Origin of the sequence: Nocardia sp. NPDC058658, assembly GCF_042716665.1 — a bacterium.
Classification (GTDB): Bacteria; Actinomycetota; Actinomycetes; order Mycobacteriales; family Mycobacteriaceae; genus Nocardia.
Window position 1 is genome coordinate 16617 of sequence record NZ_JBHXRR010000017.1, and the last position, 22037, is coordinate 38653.

Annotated in this window: 18 protein-coding genes; 10 read left to right on the forward strand and 8 right to left on the reverse strand. The window is 64.7% G+C overall.

The window, feature by feature from the left end; all coding sequences use genetic code 11:
• Positions 1–269 precede the first annotated feature (269 nt).
• The 5 genes from ACFWUP_RS21750 (at position 270) to ACFWUP_RS21770 (ending at position 8139) form a co-directional block, all read left to right on the forward strand.
• Positions 270–452 carry a hypothetical protein gene (locus ACFWUP_RS21750; protein ID WP_379237203.1) on the forward strand — a complete coding sequence of 61 codons (183 nt, stop codon included), beginning with the start codon at positions 270–272 and terminating at the stop codon, positions 450–452.
• Positions 382–1500: a hypothetical protein gene (locus tag ACFWUP_RS21755; protein ID WP_379237192.1), complete on the forward strand. Its 1119-nt coding sequence runs from the start codon at positions 382–384 to the stop codon at positions 1498–1500. The genes ACFWUP_RS21750 and ACFWUP_RS21755 overlap by 71 nt, the downstream gene beginning before the upstream one ends.
• Positions 1497–4772, forward strand: coding sequence for a hypothetical protein (locus tag ACFWUP_RS21760; protein ID WP_379237014.1), 3276 nt, complete (start codon positions 1497–1499; stop codon positions 4770–4772). Before ACFWUP_RS21755 ends, ACFWUP_RS21760 begins: the two co-directional genes overlap by 4 nt.
• On the forward strand, positions 4769–7324 hold the full coding sequence (locus ACFWUP_RS21765; RefSeq protein ID WP_379237016.1) for an RNaseH domain-containing protein: 2556 nt from the start codon (positions 4769–4771) through the stop codon (positions 7322–7324). The genes ACFWUP_RS21760 and ACFWUP_RS21765 overlap by 4 nt, the downstream gene beginning before the upstream one ends.
• 281 nt (positions 7325–7605) lie before the next feature.
• Positions 7606–8139, forward strand: coding sequence for a hypothetical protein (locus ACFWUP_RS21770; RefSeq protein ID WP_379237018.1), 534 nt, complete (start codon positions 7606–7608; stop codon positions 8137–8139).
• A 56-nt stretch (positions 8140–8195) separates the two neighbouring features.
• Here ACFWUP_RS21770 and ACFWUP_RS21775 read toward each other — a convergent pair whose 3' ends face one another.
• From ACFWUP_RS21775 to ACFWUP_RS21785, 3 genes are all read right to left on the reverse strand, one after another.
• Positions 8196–9941, reverse strand: coding sequence for a hypothetical protein (locus tag ACFWUP_RS21775; RefSeq protein ID WP_379237020.1), 1746 nt, complete (start codon positions 9939–9941; stop codon positions 8196–8198).
• 97 nt (positions 9942–10038) lie between these two features.
• On the reverse strand, positions 10039–10581 hold the full coding sequence (locus ACFWUP_RS21780) for a hypothetical protein (protein WP_379237022.1): 543 nt from the start codon (positions 10579–10581) through the stop codon (positions 10039–10041).
• Positions 10582–10768: 187 nt separating this feature from the next.
• Positions 10769–12016 (reverse strand): hypothetical protein, encoded by a 1248-nt coding sequence (locus ACFWUP_RS21785; RefSeq protein WP_379237024.1) that lies wholly within the window; start codon positions 12014–12016, stop codon positions 10769–10771.
• Between the two features lie 201 nt (positions 12017–12217).
• Here ACFWUP_RS21785 and ACFWUP_RS21790 point away from each other — a divergent pair, with 201 nt between their 5' ends.
• Together ACFWUP_RS21790 and ACFWUP_RS21795 are read left to right on the forward strand one after the other, a co-directional pair.
• Positions 12218–12859: a hypothetical protein gene (locus ACFWUP_RS21790; RefSeq protein ID WP_379237026.1), complete on the forward strand. Its 642-nt coding sequence runs from the start codon at positions 12218–12220 to the stop codon at positions 12857–12859.
• A gap of 136 nt (positions 12860–12995) precedes the next feature.
• Positions 12996–13673, forward strand: coding sequence for a class I SAM-dependent methyltransferase (locus ACFWUP_RS21795; RefSeq protein ID WP_379237028.1), 678 nt, complete (start codon positions 12996–12998; stop codon positions 13671–13673).
• A gap of 49 nt (positions 13674–13722) precedes the next feature.
• Here the strand turns inward: ACFWUP_RS21795 and ACFWUP_RS21800 are convergent, their stop codons facing one another.
• Positions 13723–14241, reverse strand: coding sequence for a hypothetical protein (locus ACFWUP_RS21800; protein WP_379237030.1), 519 nt, complete (start codon positions 14239–14241; stop codon positions 13723–13725).
• A 76-nt stretch (positions 14242–14317) separates the two neighbouring features.
• Between ACFWUP_RS21800 and ACFWUP_RS21805 the strand changes: the two genes are divergently transcribed.
• Positions 14318–15049 (forward strand): hypothetical protein, encoded by a 732-nt coding sequence (locus tag ACFWUP_RS21805; RefSeq protein ID WP_379237032.1) that lies wholly within the window; start codon positions 14318–14320, stop codon positions 15047–15049.
• 9 nt (positions 15050–15058) lie between these two features.
• On the opposite strand, the gene ACFWUP_RS21810 is transcribed toward ACFWUP_RS21805, so the two are convergent.
• The 4 genes from ACFWUP_RS21810 to ACFWUP_RS21825 all read right to left on the reverse strand — a co-directional run bounded on the left by ACFWUP_RS21810 (position 15059) and on the right by ACFWUP_RS21825 (position 17882).
• The gene (locus ACFWUP_RS21810; protein ID WP_379237034.1) at positions 15059–16240 is read right to left on the reverse strand and encodes an MAB_1171c family putative transporter; all 1182 of its coding nucleotides are present in this window, start codon (positions 16238–16240) and stop codon (positions 15059–15061) included.
• The gene (locus ACFWUP_RS21815) at positions 16240–16737 is read right to left on the reverse strand and encodes a hypothetical protein (RefSeq protein ID WP_379237036.1); all 498 of its coding nucleotides are present in this window, start codon (positions 16735–16737) and stop codon (positions 16240–16242) included. Before ACFWUP_RS21815 ends, ACFWUP_RS21810 begins: the two co-directional genes overlap by 1 nt.
• 97 nt (positions 16738–16834) lie before the next feature.
• On the reverse strand, positions 16835–17236 hold the full coding sequence (locus tag ACFWUP_RS21820; RefSeq protein ID WP_379237038.1) for a hypothetical protein: 402 nt from the start codon (positions 17234–17236) through the stop codon (positions 16835–16837).
• A complete protein-coding gene (locus ACFWUP_RS21825; protein WP_379237040.1) occupies positions 17166–17882 on the reverse strand; it encodes a hypothetical protein in 717 nt (238 codons plus the stop codon). The genes ACFWUP_RS21820 and ACFWUP_RS21825 overlap by 71 nt, the downstream gene beginning before the upstream one ends.
• A 1163-nt stretch (positions 17883–19045) precedes the next feature.
• Between ACFWUP_RS21825 and ACFWUP_RS21830 the strand changes: the two genes are divergently transcribed.
• Together ACFWUP_RS21830 and ACFWUP_RS21835 are read left to right on the forward strand one after the other, a co-directional pair.
• The gene (locus ACFWUP_RS21830) at positions 19046–20194 is read left to right on the forward strand and encodes an AAA family ATPase (protein ID WP_379237042.1); all 1149 of its coding nucleotides are present in this window, start codon (positions 19046–19048) and stop codon (positions 20192–20194) included.
• A 31-nt stretch (positions 20195–20225) separates the two neighbouring features.
• Positions 20226–21914, forward strand: a complete 1689-nt coding sequence (locus tag ACFWUP_RS21835; protein WP_379237044.1) for a hypothetical protein — start codon at positions 20226–20228, stop codon at positions 21912–21914.
• The last annotated feature ends 123 nt before the right edge of the window (positions 21915–22037 follow it).

Here is a 22037-nt window from a genome sequence, read left to right on the forward strand (position 1 = left end):
ACGTCACCTGAATCATCCCCTGTTACTGGGACTATGCCGCAGGGCTTCCCCCCAAGCGGCCGCAAGTACCACACCCGGAGGCGAACCACCTGCGGCCACTTGCTGAGGGGATATCGGTGCAAAAATTTACAGGCCATATTCAGTTGTGATTGCGCGGTCCACTGACGACGGTAGGCGAACGGCGCACCTTCTCAAATCACCGGGAACACCTCCGAATTGGACCGCGAAACCAGACCTCACGTGGGTTTTCATGCGCCAGAATGTGCCGGATGGCCATCGACGATCGAAACGTGTCAGTGGTGCCTGGTACGAAGGCAACGGTACGGAGCGGTTCGATCTCGAGGATGGAACTTGATGAGTACGAACAGATCCCGCGCGACGGTGGCAACCGCGGCGCTGCGAGCGGCAGTAGCCTGGTCACGGCGGCAGGAGGAACCACGCGCATGGCGTGAGGTCGCGCGCATGACCGGCGTGATCATGTATGTCCGCGGTCCGGGTGTCGGCCCGTCCACGCCAACCGACCTGGTGGCGGCGCTGTTCCGACCTCTAGAAAAACTCCTGCCGGAGCCGACGGAGCCGTCGGAGCTGGACACGGTGGTGCTGTTGACAGGTGGCGGCGACCTGAGTGATGCGGCCATCGAGATCGCGTGCGACTACAATCAAGCCCTCTTCGGTCCAGACGCTGATCCTGCCGTCGAGTGGTTACCCCGATGGGCGTGGCAGCGTAGCGAGCAGGTCGAACGGCAGTTGTTCATGAGTCTGGTCCGGGACGGCGACCAGGCCGCCTATACCGCCTCGCGTCGGTTCGTTGTGGAGCAGCCCGCTGGGGACATGCGCGTGTTGATCGACAAGCGGACGTCGGCCGCAAGGTATGCCGGTGCGCGGCAGGTTGCCGAATATGTCGAGATTCCGAAAGACCGTCAGTTCCGGTTCGGCTCGGGCGCAGAGGAATCGTGTTGGTGGCGGTGTCCGGTGTGCCAGTGGCCGATGCGAGTACAGCCTCCAGAGGTCCGATGCAGCTATGCCCCGCATGGGTCACGGTTTCGACTGTTGAGCGGCAGCGGCGGCGTGGGACCCGAGTTGGTCAGGACCTCGACGAGCCGGACTGCGGTCCCGGACGCACTGCCTGTCACCGGGGCTCGGTGCGTGGAGCCTGCGGTGTGGCGATTCATCACCGTGCCAGGGATTCCAGAAGTCGAACTCGAGCGCCTCGAAGTTCGGTTTCCGGGGACCGAGGTGGAACTTTGGCCGGTCAAGGACACCTTCGATGCTCTGGTCACAGCCCCTGATGGGCGGCGATGGACGGTGGATGTGAAGGACCATGTAGATCCGCGTCGAATCATCGACGACCCGCCCGCCGCTCAGCACATCGTCGTGCCGAACTACCGCAAGGGCCAAGTCAACCAGATCAGGCGACAACTGCCGGAGAAATCGGTGTGGACGATGAACGGCTTCGTCCGACAGGTCGGCGACCATATTCGAGGCGGTGAGCAGCAGTGAGCACACCACGCGATCAGCGGCGTCGGGGACGTCACTCCGACGAGCCGGACTACGCGGTAGCAATCCCGGTGGTGCGAGGGGCGCTCGCACTGGCCGCGTTGTTCTTCTGCCGGACGACCGATGACGGTCGCAGATATGTGCGGATCAAGGACGCGTTGTTCTTTCTGTCCGGCCAAATGGACAAGTGGTCGCACTGGCCGACCCTCCCGATCGAGGACAAGGCCCTGGTCGCGCGGTTGCTGCGGTGGCGACCGGTCGAGATGGCCAACCGCACCGCGTTCACCGATCTGGTGGAGGAATTGATCCCCGACCACATCGCCGACTTCCGAGTGATCGACGAGGAAACCGTCCTGGTCGAGATCGGCGGTGCGGCCCGGCAGGTAGCGGAGGAATGTGCTCAACAGTTGCGCCTGGAACGCGAAATGCTCAGCCGCCGAGCGCAAACCGTCGCCAACAACGGCGAATACATCACCTGGATCCGTGGGCTCTCACCAACGTCAGGCGTCGTCGAGGCGAGCTACACCTTGGCGATGTCGCCAAGTGTCGAGCCGGAGACACCGATCGCGCTGGAACCTCCCGCGTCGGCAGACGAGGTAGCAATCCCGGTTGATGATCTTTTTCGGTTCGCCACCGTCCTCGACACGGCTCTTGGACAGCGACACCGCGTCGAGTCGATGGAGCGGATCTTCACCAAGATCCAATCTGATCCGGGCAACCGGGTCGACGGCCATTGGGTACTGCCCGCCGGAGCGACGCGCCTGTTCAACGCACCAACTGGAGTGGGTAAGAATGTCCTCGCCGAACTTGTTGCCTGCTGGTGCGCACAGCACGAAATGGTCACCACGGTTCTGGTTCCCAAGAACGCGGTTGTCGTGCAGATTGCGCACGCGATCGAGGTGAGCCTGAAGATCCTCGAAATCTCCGGTGAGGTGGCACCGTTGATGTCGCCGTTGTCGATCGCGAGGGAGGCCGAAGCCGCAGTTACCGGAACACAGCGCGGTGATCTCGGTGAATGGGCTTACACGCGGATGCACTACGGCTGCGCGTTGCCCGCGGCGGCCCACACCGAGCGTGCGGTGGACGCATGGGACCCTGGCTCGGAGCCCTGCGTGAAGCTGCGCAAGATCCGCGACGACGGCACAGCCAGCGCTGGTCAGTACCAATGCCCATGGAAGCCGTCGTGCGGGAAGTTCCGCCTAGCTCGCCAAGCGTGCCGGGCGGCCGTGATCGTAACCAGCCACATCAACTTCTTCGCCGGTCGCCTGCACGTGCCGGTCGTGATCGACGGTCGGATCGAGGAGAACCCTGCCGTCGAGAACGTACTTCTGCACCGCAGCCATGTAGTCCTCATCGATGAAATCGACGCTTTCCAAGCCAGCCTCATCGGCCACAGCGCCCACGGCTTGCAACTGGCCAAACGGCGTGGAGCTCCGTTATCTCCATTGCGGCAGTTCGACAGCGAGTTCAACGACGGAGCGCTGGGGCGTATCGGCACCCGCGTCGAGGGCCGAATCCACGCAACACTCGCCCAGGCACGGTTTCTCGCCGAGAACTACAACAGGCACTTGGCAGCAGGCCATTTCCGCCGATCAGGCAACGGGATTTCCGGCGGGCATCCGATGTTCGGGCGGTGGTTGTTGCCGCGCCGATGGGACTCGTGGTTGGCCGCGACCCTGTTCAACCTGCCAGAGGAGACGCCGCCGGGCAGGCATCACTACGACACCTTGGAGGCGATGTTTCCACTGTCGAGCAGCGGATCCGCGCTGCCCGAGTGGCTCGAACCGATCGCCCGCATGCTCGAACAGATAACCAGCCCATCTCAAGGCGACGATCTGTTCGATGACGGCTGGCAGATGATCTTCGACCTGTTGGGCGGAAATCCCTATGAGGACAGCCGGCTCGACGACCAGAACACGCGCGCGATGGCCACCGACCGGCTCATCCGCCGCGCCCATCTGGAACCGTTGCGGAAGTTGCTGTTCACTTTCGTCTACACCGCCCCACAACTACACGCCTCCGGCGTTCGAGCGGCTGGCGAAATCGCCAGTGCGCTCGGCCAATACGCCACCTGGCGCGCGGTTCCGTACGGGCCGATGGGACGGGTTCTGTTCGCGTTCACCGAAATACACGACGAGGACCGGCCTTTGGACACCGCGCTGCGAGTCAGCGGCTTCGGCGGTGACCCACACACCTACGTGGCAACGCTCGGCGAACTCACCGCGCTGGCCTACACCGGACAGCCACGTATCGTCGTGGGTCTTTCAGCGACCGGGTACTTTCCCGGTGCCCCGCATCATCATGTGCTGGCGAAGCCAACCTGGTGGGTGCCCGATGATGCCACCGGGGGCATCGCCATCCACGCTGCGCCCATCTCCGACGAGGAGAAAGAGTTCCTCCGCGTATCCGGAACATACGGTGCCAAGCGCAGCGAAATATTGTTGCAGCTCGGCAAACGCCTGTGGTCCAAACGCCTCGACCCTGCCCTTGCCGCGCTCACCAGCGATCCCACCACCGCGCACCGCGCTCGACTGCTATTGGCCACGACCGCTTACCAGGGTGCTCGTGACCTGGCCCGCGGCATCTCGGCAGCAGGAGTGCCTGCCGAGCAGATCGTTCTCGCCGTTCCGCCCGCCAGCGCCCCGGACGGAACCCGAATGACCGCACAGTGGATCGAGTTGCCCGCAGATAGGCTCGAGGACTTCGGCCGAACCGTCGGCACGATGCCCGGCTCGGTACTGATAGCGCCGCTGGCCAGGGCCGAGCGCGGTCTCAACATTGTCGACGAAACCGGCCGGTCATTGATCGGCTCGGTGTGGTTGGTGGTCCGCCCGATCCCGATCCTCGACGAGCCCGCCGAGTTGCTGGCCCACGTCCACAGCCGCGCACACGCCGAGGCCACTCCGACCGAAGACCCTGCCGCAGTCCTGGATCTGATGCGAGTGACCGCGGCCAAACATTTCGACGAGTTGTTCGCCAGCTTGCCCTACTTCAGGTCACTACCATCCGAAACCCAGCTCGCGATCGCCAAAGAGACCCTTAACGGGCTGATCCAACTCGCCGGCCGCGCCAGACGTGGCGGCGATGTCGGCGAAATTCACCTCGTCGACTACGCCTTCCACGACACCAGCGGAAAATCTGACCTTCCGAGCCTGATCCGCCGCATCCGCACCGAATGGGACCGGAACGGACAACTCCAGATGATGCAGTCCCTCTACGGGCAGACGCTGGAGGCAATCTTCGACTTTGCCGACCAACGAGGGGACCCAGAGTGACCAAACAACCGGCCGACCTCGATTCCGGCCTCCACACCCTTTGCTATCGCATCGACCCCGGCACGCTGGGCGAACTAGTGGTCTACCCCTTGACCGCCGAATTCCTCGCCGCCTGGGACGGATTCACTCAACGGGTCAAATCGTTGAGGGGACGCGCCGACCACGAGCGATTCACACCGAGCTACTCCGCCCTGGCTACAGCGTTGACCGCCGCGTCAAACCAGGTCGTTCGCCTGTTCGCGCGCTTTTTCCTGTCGTCGGAGGACACCTCGAACGGAGTCGTGGCGCTCATGGTCAGCGCCACCGTTATCGACCCCTGGACGCTGACCACCGCCGTGCGCAAATTCGAGCAGCTGTCTGTAGGCGATGCAGGTGCCGACACGTTGGCCCCGCTGATGAGCGGTATCCAGCCACAGTATCGGCGGCTGAGCGAGTTCATCACCACCAACCCGCACACCGGTGTCGTGCAGGCACCGGGCTGGATCTTCGACGCCGCACGATGGACTCTCGCCGCTCGCATCGCGGCAGAACCGATGTTGATCGACGGCTACCTCCCCGTCACCTTCCGACTCGATACGGAAGGTCACCTCGTCGCGTACGACGACGCGCTGACCCGCGCCTCCAAGAACAGCGTCGGTCACGCCACCGTCCACGTATCAACCAAGATCATCACCGTCCCCGGAGCAACCGGCCTATACCTGCGCTTGGACGCTCACGTCGCCCGACACCCGTATACGTGGAGCTTCGTCAAGAACGTGTGGCTCGACCGCGGCGATCCCGCCTTGCCGATCGTCAAGCTCCCGATCTTGTCGCCCTATCCGGCAAAAGGGCGCGACCATCCGGTATTCAAGGGATATACCGCCGAAGTCGTCGAGTCCTGCGGTCTGGATCCCATCACTCTGCCCACCGAGTTCGGTGCCATGGTCGGCACCGTCCGGCCCATCGGCAAGCCTCGTAAGCACTCGATCGGCAAGGGCCCCGGCGTGCGGTTCCTCTTCCAGCTCGGCCAGCACGTCACCCGCCAACTCGCTACACCGCCGCTGCGCTACGCAAAGACCCCGATCACCGTCGCAGCCCACATCACCGGACCCATCCCACCCGACCAGCTCGACGACGCGATCGCTGCGAGCGGAGTCGACCGTTTGCTGCTCGTGGGCCTGTACTCCACACCAGGCGTGCGCCGCCGCATGATCGACGTCTTGGCCGGCTACTCACCATCACCAGACCATCCCCTAGCCGGAATCGACGACGACACTCCAGTTGCGCTGACTCCACGGCTGAGTGTGGTCCTCCACAAAGCCGAGGCCCTCTTGGCGCATACTCCAGGTACACGAAGCGTGCAGGCGATCCCCTGGCTCGAAGCTCCTGACGGCACCGGTGTAATCGCATTTGCCGAAACAGAATGGAACCCTGAGCACCCGCCCGAACACGACGCCAAATACCCAGTCCGCCGCGCGCTGGCAAACGTCGGCGTCGTCGTTCAGTTCCTGAACTCGAACTGGATACTGCCCAAACCGCGCAAAACCAAAGTCAAGGGCGTCGTCCGCATCATCCAGGCAAAGGACGAACCTGCGATTGCCGCCGGCCGAGACTTGCTCCGACAAGCCGGACTCATCGACAACCGACTGGCTCGCGCCACCACCAAAGCGACCATGAAGGGGCGGCTTGATCGCGATGCCACACTCGTCGGCATCCATATCCGCCAGCACACCCCCCGCCGGGGCAGCGGAGCTCGAACACGGCTTGTGATATGTCTTGTCGCTATTCATGCCAGCCCCGACCTCACCAAACCCTGGCACGTGGAAACCTTCAGCGATCAACACCAGCGGTGGGTGCCCTACCGCATCGGCAACCTCGCCTACCACACCGGAGACCTAGGCACCGACAAACTCACTCGCGAGTACAAGCACAACCCAAAGATCCGGGACCTTGTCGAAGAATCGCTCACCGCCGCAAAATTCGACCGCGACAAGCCACTGGTGATCTTCGTCGACGCCCAAGGTTGCAAAGGAATCTGGCCCGGACTCAACGACAGCTCCTTCGGCACCGGGCTGTTGCCGGGCGCGACCCTCGCCCACCCTGACCTCGCCGTAGTCCGGTGCGCCAACGGGGACAGGGTCGCCCAGCCGACCCACCGCGGCCACGGCGGCACCAGCGCCGACCCCCACCAGCCGGATCTGCCACGCGCGTCGCTGTACGAGCACGACGAAGACGGAACATCCAGCTGGCTACTCGCCCAACCCACCCGCACATATCGAGCCGGAGCGATGTCGGCTCGCGCTGGCGGTGCCTACACCCGATGGACCGTCCCAGACGACAAGCAGGCCCTCACGGGAAAGGACTGGCACGGTCTGACCGCCATCGAGATCGCTGTCGCCGCAGCCGGATCCTGGCCCGAACGCCACCTTGCGGCACTCACTGCACGCCTGTGCCAACAAGCCGCGTCGTGGGACGACCGAACCCAAAGTCCGACACCGCTCCACCTCGCTCAGCGGCCAGACCTCGACCACCCTCAACGAGCAGAGTTGCCCGAGGAAGCAGACGAACCCTAGGGTCTCGAGCTGTAAACATGGCTTAGCTTGACAGCGGAACAGGCGACCGCTAACCGACTGGACCGAACCTCGGCCTTCCGCTTCCATGCTCGATGCGCTCGGCTCGGGCAATACATGACACGTCCAGCGAGTCAAGGCGCGCGACCCGCCCGGACGTCATGTAAGAATTCGGGGTGCCTGTGTCTCCGAACCCCGAATCGACCGGCAATCCAGACGGGCGCTCCCCCGCGTCCAGCCGACTTCCCGGGCGTGGCGACCTCAGGGACATGCTTCTAGAGGCCTTGGACGGGCTCTACACCTTTGATTCGTTCCATATAGATGCAAATACGCACGAACGGACCGTAAGCGCGCACTTGGCGCGCCATCTGATTTCGGTTGTGCACGGTCGTAATTACACGGTCGATGTCGATTCTGACCACAACCGCATGGGACCCCGCTCGGCGGTCAGCGGACCTGTCGACTCCGCACCCGAAAGTGATGGCGCCAATCAGATCACCAAGCGGGTGACGGATGACGATGGTGTCGAACGCGACGTGTTTCCCGATGTGATCGTCCACAGACGCACGTCCACCACGTGCAATCTGCTGGCGATCGAGGTCTGCAAGGCGGACAGTAGCACCGCCAAACAGAAGAGGGATCTGACGAAACTACGACATTACGGAAGGCAATTGGGCTATCAGAAAACAGTTCTTGTTGTTCTCGAGCGCCCGCCCCTCTGGCAATGGCTCGAGCCGGGGGCCTCTGACGCGAGGAACGAACTCGCCTTGGAACCGGTACCGCTGGATACGTCCGCTCCGCAAAGGGGCTCGAGGTAGGTCCGACCGCACGAACCCACACACAGCGCACGGCACCCACGTAAACCTGTGTGCCGCTACGTGCGCCGGCTGCCCAGACGCCGAGCAAGATTGTTCGTCTCCGTGCTCGGCTTGGCACCGATGGCCGCCAGACGTCTCTGAAGGAGCACGAGCGTGCGGTCGATCATATTGTGCTCATTCAGTTTTGCGTACAGGCGCAGCGCCTCGCGGTAGAGCTGCTCGTTCTGGGGATCGATATCGATGGCGGCTTCGAGAAGATCGAGTGCTGTGCGCGGGTCCTCACCGTGGGCCGCGCGCGCCAGCGCACCGTAGGCGTTGACGGTGTCACGGCGAGCAGTCTCACGGATCGGCGCGATCCAGTCGGTGGCTATGTCGACACAGAGAAGTCCGCTGCGCGCCGAATCGACGATGTGGCGGTAGGCGGTCTCGCGCTCCGCATCGCCGACTGCGAGGCGGCGGGCTCGCACGGCTGCGGCGAAGTCCCAGTAGTCCACGGTGGCGACTGCCGGATCGAGTCGATAGCGGAGTTTGTCGTCAGCCAAGACTTCGGTAACCGCACCTGCTGTCGCCGTTTCGACGGCGCTGCGCAGTCTGCTCAGGGTGATCGCGATCGCGTTGGCAGCACGGCTGGGCGGACTCTCACCCCAGAGGGCATCGATTAGCGCGTCGCGTGACAGACCACGGGGGTGCATAGCCAGCAACGCCAATACTTCGCGGCTGCGCGGCTGGAGGCCTGCCGCGATCTCGACGCGGTCGTTGTCCGCGACCGGGCTGGAGGAGTTCGGGTTCGTCCACCACACGTGAAAGGGCCCGAACACCGCGATTGTCAGGGGCAAGTGCGACATTCGCGCATCGACCTCCGCTGCGGCCTTCCGCGCCGACGGAGTTGCCATATCGTTCGCAGAACTTGGCGTACTCAGTGCGGCAAACCTGCCACACTCCGGCTCAAGGTCCTGAGGACGAACATCCGAATCGGAATCGGCAAGATGTGGCTGAAGCGTTGGTGGTCCGGGATCGGTGATCTGGTAGACGGTGGGCGTCTGGGGCGTTCGCCGCACGCCGAAGCATCGTCCCCACCTTCGCCCAAGCCGACGTCGAGTATCGGCGTCCGCAGTTGCTAGCGGCGGCGTCTCCCGGATCAGCTGCGTACGCAGCTCCTTCGCCATGCTGCGCGCCGCCGTCGTCAACGTATTACATCCCGGCCATGGCTGGTCGGCATCCACGAGCGCACGGGCATGGCGCCAGCGCACCGGCAGCGTGCCGAAGATCGGAACGCCGAGCCGATCGGCGAAATCGGCTTTGCGGTCAGCGCCGATGAGAACGACCGCGCAACGACGGCTGTTGTCGGTGATCGCTCGAATCCGGTTCCCGGCCTGCGTTGGGTCGGCACGGTCGGCGCGCACAACCACGATCACCATGTCGGCACCAGTCAGGATCGGGCGCGCAGGCGAACTGTCGTCGGCGGTGCCACAGTCGACGATCATTGTCACCCCCTCGACGTGCGGGGCCTTGGTCGCTCTCGGTGTGGCGATCGGGGCCTGGAGTGCCGAGCGGACTTTCGTTGGGTCGGTCGGTGCGGCCAATACCGTCACCCCGGTCGAGAGAACTTGGACGTGCTCGAGCAGCCGGGCGATCGTCGGTCCGCCAGCCGGATGCGGTTCAGTCGTGAAGCTGGCGAGGCCGATGCCGGGATCGGCGTGGCCGAGTTCGGCGAGACATCCTCCAGCTGGGTCAGCTTCGACAACGATCGCCCGGTCCCGCTCGTGCCATGCAGCGGCGAGCGCGACCGCGGTGGTGGTCACGCCGGTTCGCGGTCCAAGGCCAGTTACTGCGATAAGCATCGTGCACCACCACTTCCTTTGGTCGTTCCAGCTGGTTAGGTCGTTGAATTCGTATGGCTCAGCCTGCTGCGATCGCGGTGATTGCGGCGCGGCCGTTGATGTTCGTTGTCGAGATACGTTGTTGCCAAGTCGATTCCGGTGCGGTAGGTGACGTCTCGGTCGCTTCTACCGAGTACAGCCCCGGGATGAGAAGTCGGATTCGTGCGCAGTACAGCGTTCCGGCTGCCACAGAATCGATGCCCGCCTGAATCGTCGCCGCGTCCGGAACAGCGGCACCCGGGGCGACGAATCTTCGTGCGCGTTCTCCGTCACGGGCGTGGTAGTACGACGCCTCGAACGCGGCGATGACTTCGGCGCCTGAGCTCGGCTGACGACTAGGGCCCAGAAGTGCCGCGTCGGGATCGATTGCCGGGGACTCGCACCCTGGACCGGTGCCGGTGACCATCGACTCGGGCTCAGGGACCAGCGGTGGATGCACTGGAGCCACGGAGTCGACCGGGACGGTACCGGTCACCGGGTTGTCGCTGTGCACCATGCCGATCGCACCGCCGAACCCGATCATGGCGACCGCGACCGTTGCCCATACCGACCGCTGGCGCAACCTCGGACGGCGGGCCGGTGACGTGACCCACTGAGCGCGATCGCCCCGAGGGAGGGTGTCGACCTTTGTCGGGAGCCAGTTCGCTAGTTCGAGATCGCCCGGCGAACTTCTTCGACCGAGTCGAAGTTCGCTCTCCGGTTCCGTCGAGCCTTGCCGCTCGTCGTCCACGATGATTCACCCCTCCCGGTCAGTGGCCCGATGCGGCCCAGTCCGACAACACCGAATCCACAACCGCGCTGGCTTCCACAACCGCGACCTCGGCGATCTCCTCCGCCGCAATTGCCACCGACTCGAGGACGGCCCCGACCTCAGGCAGCATCGGCGCGACGACCGGCTCGAAAGCCTCGACGTACGGACCCGAGTCGACGTCGTAGCCGGTCACCTCGGCGACCACCGGATCGTCGAAGACCGCTGTCGTCGTGGCTTCGATGTCGTCCCATGTGGGTTCGTAGTCGACGACTTCCGCCGTCGCCCACTCCGATTCGACAGGGAAAGGCTCGGCAACCTCGGTCACGAGCGGCGCAGGATTTTCCACATACGTCGGCTCGATGACCGGTTCGGGCGCCCACGTCGGCTCGACGATCGGTTCGGGTACCCACCTCGGCTCCGATTGCGTCACCACCGGCGTCGTGTACATCGGTTCCTGCGGGGTGTAGACCGGTTCCGTCCAATTCGGTTCGAGCACAACCTTTACCGGTGCTGGTTGAGGCACGTACTGCGGTGTCGGCTCGATCGTCGGCTGCGGTGGACTCCAGACTGGCTGGTCCGCAACGGGCTCCGGGGTGACGGTGTCCGCGACGACCGGCGTGGGCGGATCGACCGGCGGGCCTACTGGTTCGGCTCGGGGTGGAGTCGGCGCCTCGGGCGCGGTGACACCGATCTGGCCCGGTACCGGTTCGGCGATCACCCCGGCCTGCCCATCTGGTCCGGCATGTGCCGCCGGGAGCGCGAACAGCATTCCCGCCAACGAGGCAACTGACGCCATCAGGACCGGCCGACCGACGCTGCTGCCCAAGCCTGGCAGCCATCGATGGTGTCGCACGTGGCCGCGCTGTCGCGTCGAGGGGATGACGCCACCGATAGCGTTGCCGCCCAGTGCAGTCCAGAGCGCACCAGGCTGCAACGCCGAGACATGGACGGTGTGAACCGTCAGCCCTCGAGCGTGGAGGTAGTCCGAAATCACGACCGCTCGCCCTACTACCGGCTGAGCGACCCGCGTCGGTGCGACCGCGACGATCACCGCCGAATCCGCTCCCACCGGGGGAATATCAGGGATCCCGAGGTCGAGCCTGGTCGCCGACTCACCGAACAACACCGCGTCGCCGCGCAGCCACACCACCCACAAACTGACCGCGCTATGCCCCGTGCCCGCCTGACGTTCGGCCGCGACCAATGCCGCCGAGATCACGTCGAACGAGTGCCTGCGTGAAGTCATCGCCTTCTCCGTTCTGCTCGGTCGCGATCAGCGCCCTCCAGTCAGGCTCGGTCGCGAGTTGACCACTCAAGCCTAAGTAGATATGAGTTAGATTTCAAGCAGAAATGAGGTATTTTAGGTATGAAGGTGCAACAGCCTCTGGACAGACGGGCATGCGACGTCGATCCCGGTCAGTTTCTAAGTAGAATTCAGGTGGTGGGTATGCACGACGAATTCTTCGCTCGCGTGGTACATGACCGACGTACCACGCTCGGACTGACAATGCTCGAGGTCCGTGAACGAGGCGGACCCGCGGTCCCGACCCAGGTGGAAGCCGAACGCGGCGCCTTGCGGACGAACGTCAAGCCCAGCACGTTCGCCAAGTTCGATGCCGGACTCGGCTGGATGCCTGGCTCCGCCGTCGCGGCCTACCGCGAGGGCCACCAACCCGCGACCATCGCACAACAGCCACCCTCACGGACACTCGAGCCGGGCGCCAACGCTGTCGCGATCGAGCTCGAGCAGATCCTCGGCTTGCTCGACGCCCAACGCGAGCTCCACATCAGCCTGACCTCGACATTGGACCGAGCGATCCCCGAGGCCGTCGGCCGGCTGGATCAAGCCGTCTCCGCGATCGTGGGCCCCTTCGTCACCGACATCCTCGAACGCAATCGCGACCAGCACACTCACCCGTTGATCGAGATCGCGTTCGCCGAGGCCTTGGCCGCACCGGTCAGCACCGATGCACCCGAGTCCACTGAACGGCTGTACCGCCGATGGCTCATCGGACGGGCCGACACCCTCGACGAGGCCACCCGGCAGCAGTTCGAACGCCGGTACGAAGACCGGATCCGGACTCCTTGAGCCATTCAGCAGCGCCGGATCCGATTCGATTTCGGCCCACGCGAACGCCTTCGTGGTGTGCGATGCTGGAATGCCTGAGTGAGCACGGTCCGACAAGCCTGGCGCAGAATCAGCCGCGACAACGGTAGGACTGACATTGGTTCGACACGATGCTGAACATGAGGCCGCTGCCCCGTACACGCGGGCATTCCTGACGATCTACGACGCCTGGGTGATCCGGCTGAGCAACCGATTCGCTTGGCAATGCGACGCCAACGTCATGCTCGACCTCTACAACCAGCACCTCGGCCACCGCCACCTCGAAGTCGGCCCCGGCAGCGGCTGGTACCTCGCCAACACCACCGCCACACCTGGTCCGGCGCACATCACGCTGATGGACCTGAACCCGACTCCCCTGTCATACACCGCGCGCCGCATAGAGGCGGCCGATCGGGTGGTGGAGTCGGTCTGCGGAAGTGTCCTGGATCCGGTGCCAGCCGAAGCCGGGACCGGGTATGACTCGGTCGGGATCAACTTCGTCTTGCACTGTGTGCCCGGCGACTTCACCAAGAAGGGCGTGGCATTTCGCCACCTCGCCCACGTCCTCGCTGACGACGGCGTGCTGTTCGGATCCACGATCCTCGGCCGGGGTCAGACACCCCGAACTCTCTTCGGCCGCGCCCTCACCGCGGTCTACAGCCGAGTGGGTGCGTTCAACAACCGCGATGACGACCGCGGTGAACTCGAGACCGCGCTGAACGAGCACTTCGGCGAGTACAGCGTGACCAATACTGGCGACGTCTCATTGTTCACGGCTCGACGACCTCGGCGCTGACCCATCCGATTTCGACGTTCTCGGGGTAGCCGAGCCCAGAACCATTCGCTCAGACCACAAGCGTCGGAATCTCGGGATAGACCACGCGCAGGTCGCAGGTGGCAATTCGTGCCAGCTCTACGATTCGGTCGACGCGATCGGCTGCGACGAAACCGAGCCCGTAGCCGTCCGACTCAACGTCGAGGATGATCAGCGCGGTGCCGAGTTCGCGGCACCGCGCAGCAAGCAACCACAAGAAGCTCTCGATCTCCTCGGGCTCCCATTCGTCCTCGTCGAACTGATCCAGCCACTCCCAGTTCAGTGTCGGAGGGCAGCTGGGGATCTCGACCAACGAGTCGCGGATCTCGGACGGCTCGGAACGCCAGTCGCAGTAGATCATGCCCGCCTCGGAAAGGTCGGCATCAACGTCATACATGGCATCGAGCAACGCCCCTGCCGTCTCCCAGGAGTGCGCAAACTGAAGGCCCGCCACCGCCTCGGCCAGCCGATGCCTGATCGGCTCCGAACCGGGCGCGACGAGTTCGACGATATCGGCCAGGGCCTGCGCTGTCCGCTGTGCGTTGTTCATGATGGAGAAGCTAACTGGTCGCACTGACAACTGGTGTTTGGAACCGAACCACGGACCTATCGCCGATGATCAACTGATGGCACCGACCGACCTTTCAGCGATCGAGCTTCCGGACAAGTGCAGGGAATGGGTGGCTGTGGCGGATCCTCAGCAGCTGATAGACCGGCATGCGATCACGGTGAACCTGGGCTGGTGGAACGACTCGTTGCGATCACGGGGCCTCCCGGGCGGCCCGGTGATCGGTACGAACAAGTCGGGTACCGAAGTGGACGTCGGCCGAGCCAAGATCACTCGCCGTGATGTCTTTCGGCTCGCAGACTCCGTCGAGAACTCACCAGAAGACTGGCTTCGACTCCTATGGCACACGCTGGCGTGGGGGGCCGGCGGACACGTTCGCCTCATCCATAAACGCATGGACGCGGTCGCTCTTGACTGGTCGCGCACAGCGGCGCAACTTGGAGTGGCAGCCGCCCTATCTCGGACCGATCCAGGCCAAGCGTTCGACGTCCTGTACCCCGGCAACGCCAGTCTCGTCCCGTACCTCGGTCCGTCATTCTTCACGAAGTTTCTCTACTTCGTCGGCGCAGGTGCAGTGGAACATCCTTGCCTAATACTCGACGACCGTGTGGCCGGGTCCCTCAACCGCGCAGGGTGGGAATCGTTGAGTACCCGCGGGCCGTGGCCATCGGACACCTACGCCCGGTATTGCGGCCTGCTCACCCGCTGGGCAACGACAGTCGGCTCGTCAGGCGTTCGGCCGGATTTGATCGAGCGGTGGCTGTTCGACGAGGGCGGGGCTGGCAGATAGCAGCCTGTATCAGCGATCGACGTTGTCGGTGGTGGCGATTCGGCGCGCAATCGGCCACGCTGCGGCCAGTTCTAGCAGCTGCTGTAGATCCGTACCCGGATCGCGTGCGCCGAGGTAGCCATTGCTCGGTGTTGGAACGGCATTCGCCATCACGGGTAGGCGCCCGGCCGACTTCGCCTCAACGGCCTCGGCGATCCGCACCGCGTACGGCAGCACCGCCGCTCCCGGACCGTCGATCGAGGTATCGGTTGTCGGCACGTACTTCCTGAGCTGGAGCAGGCTGTCGTGGATCTCGATGATCATCCGATGCAGCCGAGTCGATGGCTCGACATGACCGAGTCCGTCGACGGGGAGCACGATCTCGGGCGTGCTGGCGGTGAGATCTGCCCACAGCGGGTGCAGACGACGGCAATAGCGGCCGGTCCGATCCCACCCGACTCGCGCCGCGACCGTGCTGACAAGTGGAATTGCAACCACCGCGGAGGCAACCACGTTGGCGATGAAGAAGATCCAGGCCTTCCTGATCATCTCGGGGTCGTGAGCCGGATGGTCACCGATGACTGCTGTCGCGGTGATGATCGGGGTGGTGATGGCATCGAGTCCGAGGCAGATGCTCAAGCCCAGGACGCCGAAACAGACCACGCGTTCCCGCCACTGGGTCGAGGGGTCGGCGTTGCGGAGTTCGCGAAAGCTGATTCGTGCGATGGCGAAGGCGATTACCGCGAGTGGGACGTAGAACGCGGTCCACGCGATTACGGCGGGCCAGCCCATTGCTTGGTCGATCAACTGGTCGGCGCGGCGGGCGGGTGTTCCGGCTATCAGAATCACGACCGTCGCTGCGACGGCGACGAGGGTGTAGCGGCGCTGGCGTTTCCACGCACCGGTGGCTCCGGCGCCGTCCCAGAGCTTCGCGATTCCATAGATGTAGGCGACGCAGAGCAGGATCGAGCCGAATGACAGCTGGCGGCACACGTGCACCACCTGGTCGTGATCGGCGAACCAGACCAGTGTCCCCACAAGGTCTTCGAACCAGGCTTCGCGGAGCAGGATTCCCGAGATCGCGGCCAGCAGAGCACGATTGATGAGCTGGTCGACGACCTTGTGATTCAGAAGCAGACACCGGCCCACGGCGATCAGCAGTACGGCGATCAGGACGGGCCAGGCGATGAGCCCCGGTATCGGTGAGGTCATCACGGCCTCCCAAGGAAGAACGTGGATCGGAACTGCGACCGGCGGGGCAGACTCGCTTCAACCATGACCATCCCGGCGAATGTCTCGGCGTCCCGCTCACGGCTGGTCTCGTAGTCACGGCGGCGCAAGACGTTTCGAATCGCTGCGGGGTCCAAGGCCGGCATCAATGCCTGTAAGGGCAGATCGTCGTGGGTTTCGCCGCGAGCACCGGTGTCGTGATCGAGGAGCATGTGCCCGATCTCGTGGGCCAGGATGTGGTCTGCGTGCCACGGAGTTTCTGCGCCGACCATGATGATGTCGTCGTCCTCGCGGGCCAGCCACAATCCGCTGCCGGTGCCGCACCCCGTTCCTGACAGGGCGCCGGGGTCGATCGGGCACACAATGATCGGTCGACCGCGATGCTGCGCCACACGGTGCACGTATTCGTGTGGGTCCCATGGCCACGGGATCGGTACCCGCCGGACCGCTTCTTGGATGTGCGTCGAGTTGTTGTCCACGATGGTCTCCCGCCCCGTTTGTCAGAACACGCGAATACGACATCTCCCTTGAATCACGAACGTCCCCCATCCGTACCGAACAGTCTATTCCCAGAGGTCACGAACTTGCAGGGGTATCACTGAGCAGGGCTAACTGTTCGGTCAACGAATCCACATCTACTTCATCTCCACGCAGTTCCAGGCGCCGCACGCCCGCGTCACGAGTAGCGGCCAGCAGTCGCAGCTGGCGGTCGATCGCCGAGATCTGCTCGGCGGTGCCCGTCAGGTACGGCGCCGGAACTCCGAAGTGCTCGGCGAGCGCAGCAAGGACCGAGATCTCGGGATCTGGGCCGGCAGCGGCTCTGAGGTCCGAGAGCACGGCAGCGGGCACGAGACCCCCGCAGATCACGCTGATGCTCGCCGCTACATCCGCAGTGAGCTGTTCGGGTTCAGCGCGGGGATGAAATGTGCTGAACAACCGATTCACTCGCACTACCAGGGGAATCTCCTCTTCGGACATCGTCGCCTCCTCGCTGGAATCTGTTTTCGAATCGGTGGCGCAGCGCTTCGCTGAGCTGTACCTCTGTCGGGTTGTGGAGCCATCGCCGATACAGGCGCTCCTCGTCCGCGGGATCGTTGGCGTCGACCGGGCTCGCCATCGCGGCCGCGAGCACCATGGAGAGCCCGGGGTGACCGCGGTTGTGCTCGAGCATGTTGGTGACCCAGCCGCCGACGACCACGCTCATGACCTGCTTAAGCTGCTCGCACAGACCCTGTAGTTGCGCTTGCTCGGCGCCGACGAGTCGCCCTTCCAGGTCGGTGAGGCCGCGTTGAATTCCGAGCATCACCAGGATCTGGTCGACAGGCACAGCCACCGGGGACTCGCTGATCTGGAGCGGATTCCCTGCGGCTCGGACCTGTCGGGCAGGCGTGGGTTCCTTGTCCCAGAAGACTCGGGCAGCCGTGCCGGGCGTCCAGTCGAAGGCGGTGTCGTACTTGGCCATCGTCGATGGTTTCGGACTGCGGAGTAGGCCCGCTTCGGCGCGGACCTGCGTGGGCACCGCTGGTCCACCAGCAGCCCGCAACTGCTCCTGGGTTCGGCCCGATCGCCGCCGCTGCTGGTTCACCACCTGACCGAAGTGGTCGGGGTACCCGGTTTCGTGCATGCCTCGAACTTTAGTGGAAATGAAGTGCTATCGAAGTCTCAAGATTGTCGCGATTTCCGAGGCTCCAACTGGCGACCGTTATTCCCTTGAGACGTCTCACCCAGAAAGGCGTCCGGCCCAATCGCGTCGTTGCATTGTCACGGACCCGCTCCTTATCAGCAGCATCCCGGTCGCCGGTGCAACCACAATGCCTTTCTTGCTCGATATCCGCGAACCGCAACCAAAAGAGCTCGCATGTTGCCTCCACTTCGGACCGACCGGGGAAGGTCACGGGCTCAAGTCTCACCTTACGAGGCGCAATCCGCCGGAGGATCACTCGATCACGAGGCTGCGATGCCATGCGCGAAACCGGATATTGAACCCGCCAACAATTGCCCATAAAATTGGGCCATTTGGCCACTAGAATAGTGGCGGCAGCATTTTGATGCTGGCGAATTTGGTCACCTGCCATCAGCAGGAGCGCCCCAGGTGAACAGCATGCAGAAATTTACTGACGCCCCCACTCAGCCACTGCCGCAGAATCCCAGACCAGTCTTATCGTCCAGCCGATTTCGGATCTGCGGAGCAGATTGCATTGGCGTTTGTCGAGCCGAGGATTCGGCAGGCCAGCTACCGCGCCATCCGGAGGTCCACACGGGGGTCCAGGCGGAGATCCAGCCAAGCTGGACCGTCTGACGGCCATCATCTCCGCTGGCCAGAAGCCACTTACGCCTGGGATAGATGCCCAGGCTTCCACCGCCACCGAGGCGTGGAGACATGGGGCGGCGGGCGATCCAGGGCGTTCCCGCCCCATACAACCCTCACCGCCTCGCCGCTCAGTTATCACTCCATACATTTCTCACTATCCCATGATTCCACCTTGCCCCTTTCCCTATTAGTTTGGTGACTTTCCACAGGCCGGCCCCAGCGAATTAAATCAGCATCAAGTAGCCCGCTCAATAATTGCATTACCGCTTGCCTTGCGCGAATAGTGCGCTGACCTCGGTAAATTCGTTGAATTTGTGGCGGAAATGGGTTGTCTCGAGACAATGAGTCGAGCTAGCGTCGACGTACCCCGAGGGGAATTCACGAAATCCGAACCGGAATGGCGATGTCGCCACCCGTATGCCACGATCCGGCAGTAGCGGCGAAATCCGGGACGACACCCGCGACAGGAGCAGACAATGACCACACCCACCGCACCCGTGACCGGCACCCGAATGGGTAATGGCGAATTGCGCCGAATGGTGGCCCGCGTGTTGGCCGACAGCCCGGACATGCAGTATTCGCCCCGCGATATCGCCAAAATGACCGGCCGCTCATCCGGCGCGATCGGTAACGCGCTGAAAACACTCACCACCGCCGGGAACGCCGAACAGACCTCCACCAAACCGCTGCGCTACCGCGCCAACGCGGCCACCGCCGCTGTGGCCGCGTCCACGGCACCCGCCGCACCCCCGGCCGCTACGGCAACCCCACGGCCCGCGAAACGGGCACGCAAAGCCACACCTGCGCCCGCCGCATCCACCGCCCCCGGTACACCGGTGACACGACCGAACGGGCAGCTCTACCACCCGCGCACTCTGGCCGGGCGCGCCGATGTCGAGGTGCTGGCGACCATGCGCGCCAGCGAGGTACCGGTGCTGCTGTACGGCCCGCCCGGAACCGGGAAGACCTCGCTGATCGAGGCGGCGTTCGGTGACCTGCTGACAGTGCAGGGCGACGGCGACACCACGGTCGCCGATTTCGTCGGCGAATACACCCAGAACCCCGACGGCACCTTCGCGTTCGTCCACGGACCGCTCCCCCGGGCGATGCGCGAGGGCCGGGTGCTGTTCGTCGACGATGCCACCCTGATCCCGCCGACGGTGCTCTCGTGCGTGTACCCCGCGATGGACGGGCGCCGCGAGATCGTGATCAAAGCCCACGCGGGGGAAGTGGTCAAAGCCGAGCCCGGGTTCTACATCTGCGCCGGACACAACCCCGGCGTGCACGGGGCGATCCTGTCCGACGCGCTGGCGAGCCGATTCGCGTTCCAGGTGCAGGTGTCCAGTGACTACGAGCTCGCGGTCCAGTTGGGTGTCGACACGAAGGCGGTGAAGGTCGCCCGCAACCTCGCCACCCGTCACAGCAAGGGCGAAATCGGGTGGGCCCCGCAACTGCGCGAACTGCTGGCGTTCCAGAAGATCGCCACCGCCACCGACCCCGCGACAGCGGCCGCGAACCTCATCGGCACCGCACCCGAGGACGATCGGCCCATCGTCGCCGAGGTCGTCAAAACAGTGTTCGGCACCGCCCTCACGCCGCTGACCCTCGGCGCGCGCGTCCGCTAACCCCACCCCCGCACCCAGTGAGGACCCTGTCATGGCTACCCATGTGATCACCGACCCCGACGACACCACTGCCCCGACATCGCCCCCGGCCGCGACCGGGTGGGAAACGCTGTCCGCCGCCTTCACCGAGGAGGCACCCCCGATCGCCGACCGCGACGACCTCATCGTCACGATCGCCCCCGGCGCGGCACACGGACACCCGGCGGTGTTCATGACCCATTCCGCCGCAATCGAAATCGACGGCGACCGGTTGCGGATCGACCCCGCCACCGCCCGCCCCGAACGCGACAGCGACCGCACCCGCTACGCGGCGGTATGGGGCGCGTTCGTCCACGAATGCGCACACGCCGCCCATTCCCGCTGGACAGCGCCACGAATCGCGAACCCGGCCGTGGTGCAGGCGGCGATGCTGCTGGAAGAGTCCCGGATCGAGGGCAATCACATCCGCCGCCGCCCCGATGACCGGCATTGGTTGCGGGCCTCGGCGATCGAGATAGTCATCGGCGACACCGGCGGACCCGATGAGGCAGCCCACATCCCGGCCACCGCGTTCGCCGCTGCCAATAACGCCGCCCTGATATTGGGGCGGGTGGACGCGGGCATCCTCGAGCCCGACGAGGGCGCGCCCGTAGCCGCCGCATGCGAAACCATCCTCGGCGCCGACACCCTCGCCGAACTGCGCGCGATCTGGCAGCAAGCCCACACCGTCACCGACGGCGACACCACGACCATGCTCGAGCTCGGCCAGCGCTGGCTCGACCTGATCGGACCCGACCCCCACGCCGACCCCGAACCGACCTCGATCCTGTCGGGCGCGATCGGCGAAACCGTCGCCCGGATCGTGGCCGAACTCGCCGGGCACCCCATCGCCGCCGACCCCGCCGAGGAGGCCGAGAGCCGCGCCCGCGCCGAAGCCACACGGGTCCGGGAAACGGAAACAGTCGCGCGCGGCGTGTTCGGGAAAGATACGAGCTCGAGCTACACGCGCCCGCCGACCGATGAGGAGCGCACCGCCGCGCGGGTGCTGGCGCGGGCGCTGTCCACGGCCAGCGGACGCGAACGCGCCACCGTGACAACCACCTCCGCGCTACCGCCGGGCCGGTTGCGGATGCGGGGTGTGCTGGCGCGCGAAGCCCAACGCGCCGCCGGTGCCATGCCGACCGCCGAACCGTTCACCCGCACCACCCGCAAAACGATTCCGGTGCCACCGCTGCGGGTCGGGATCGCATGCGATATATCCGGGTCGATGTCCGCCTACGCCGAGCCCGTCGCCTCCGCCGCATGGATCATCGCCAACGCCGCCAACCTGGCCACCCTGCCCGCTGAATCCGCCACCGTCACCTTCGGGCGGCATGTTCGGTCGATCACCCGGCCCGGGGTCACCCCCACGAAGGTGACGGGGTTCAAATCGCGGGACAACTGGGAAGCGCTCGATCGCGCCATCGATGCCCTCGACGGCGCGCTCGGGTTGTCCCGGCGGGAAAACACGCGCCTGCTCGTCATCATTTCCGACGGCATGTTCGTGGGGAAGGGTATGCGGAGCGCAGGACAACAGCGCATCGACCGGCTACGCGCGGCAGGGTGCGCGGTGTTGTGGCTGGTCACCGACCTGAAATACGACACCCCGCTCGAGGGTGTCACCGTGCACGACGTCAGCGACCCCGCCACCACGGTCCGCGCGATCGCCTGCGCAGCCACCACGGCCGTACGCGCTGCCTAACCCATCACCGGCCGATCGCATCGGCCACAACATCGGCTCCCACCCCATGTCACCGGGTGGGAGCCGTTGCTGCGGCCGATGCGGATACACCGCTGACTACGGGCCCGCGCGGACAGCGACACC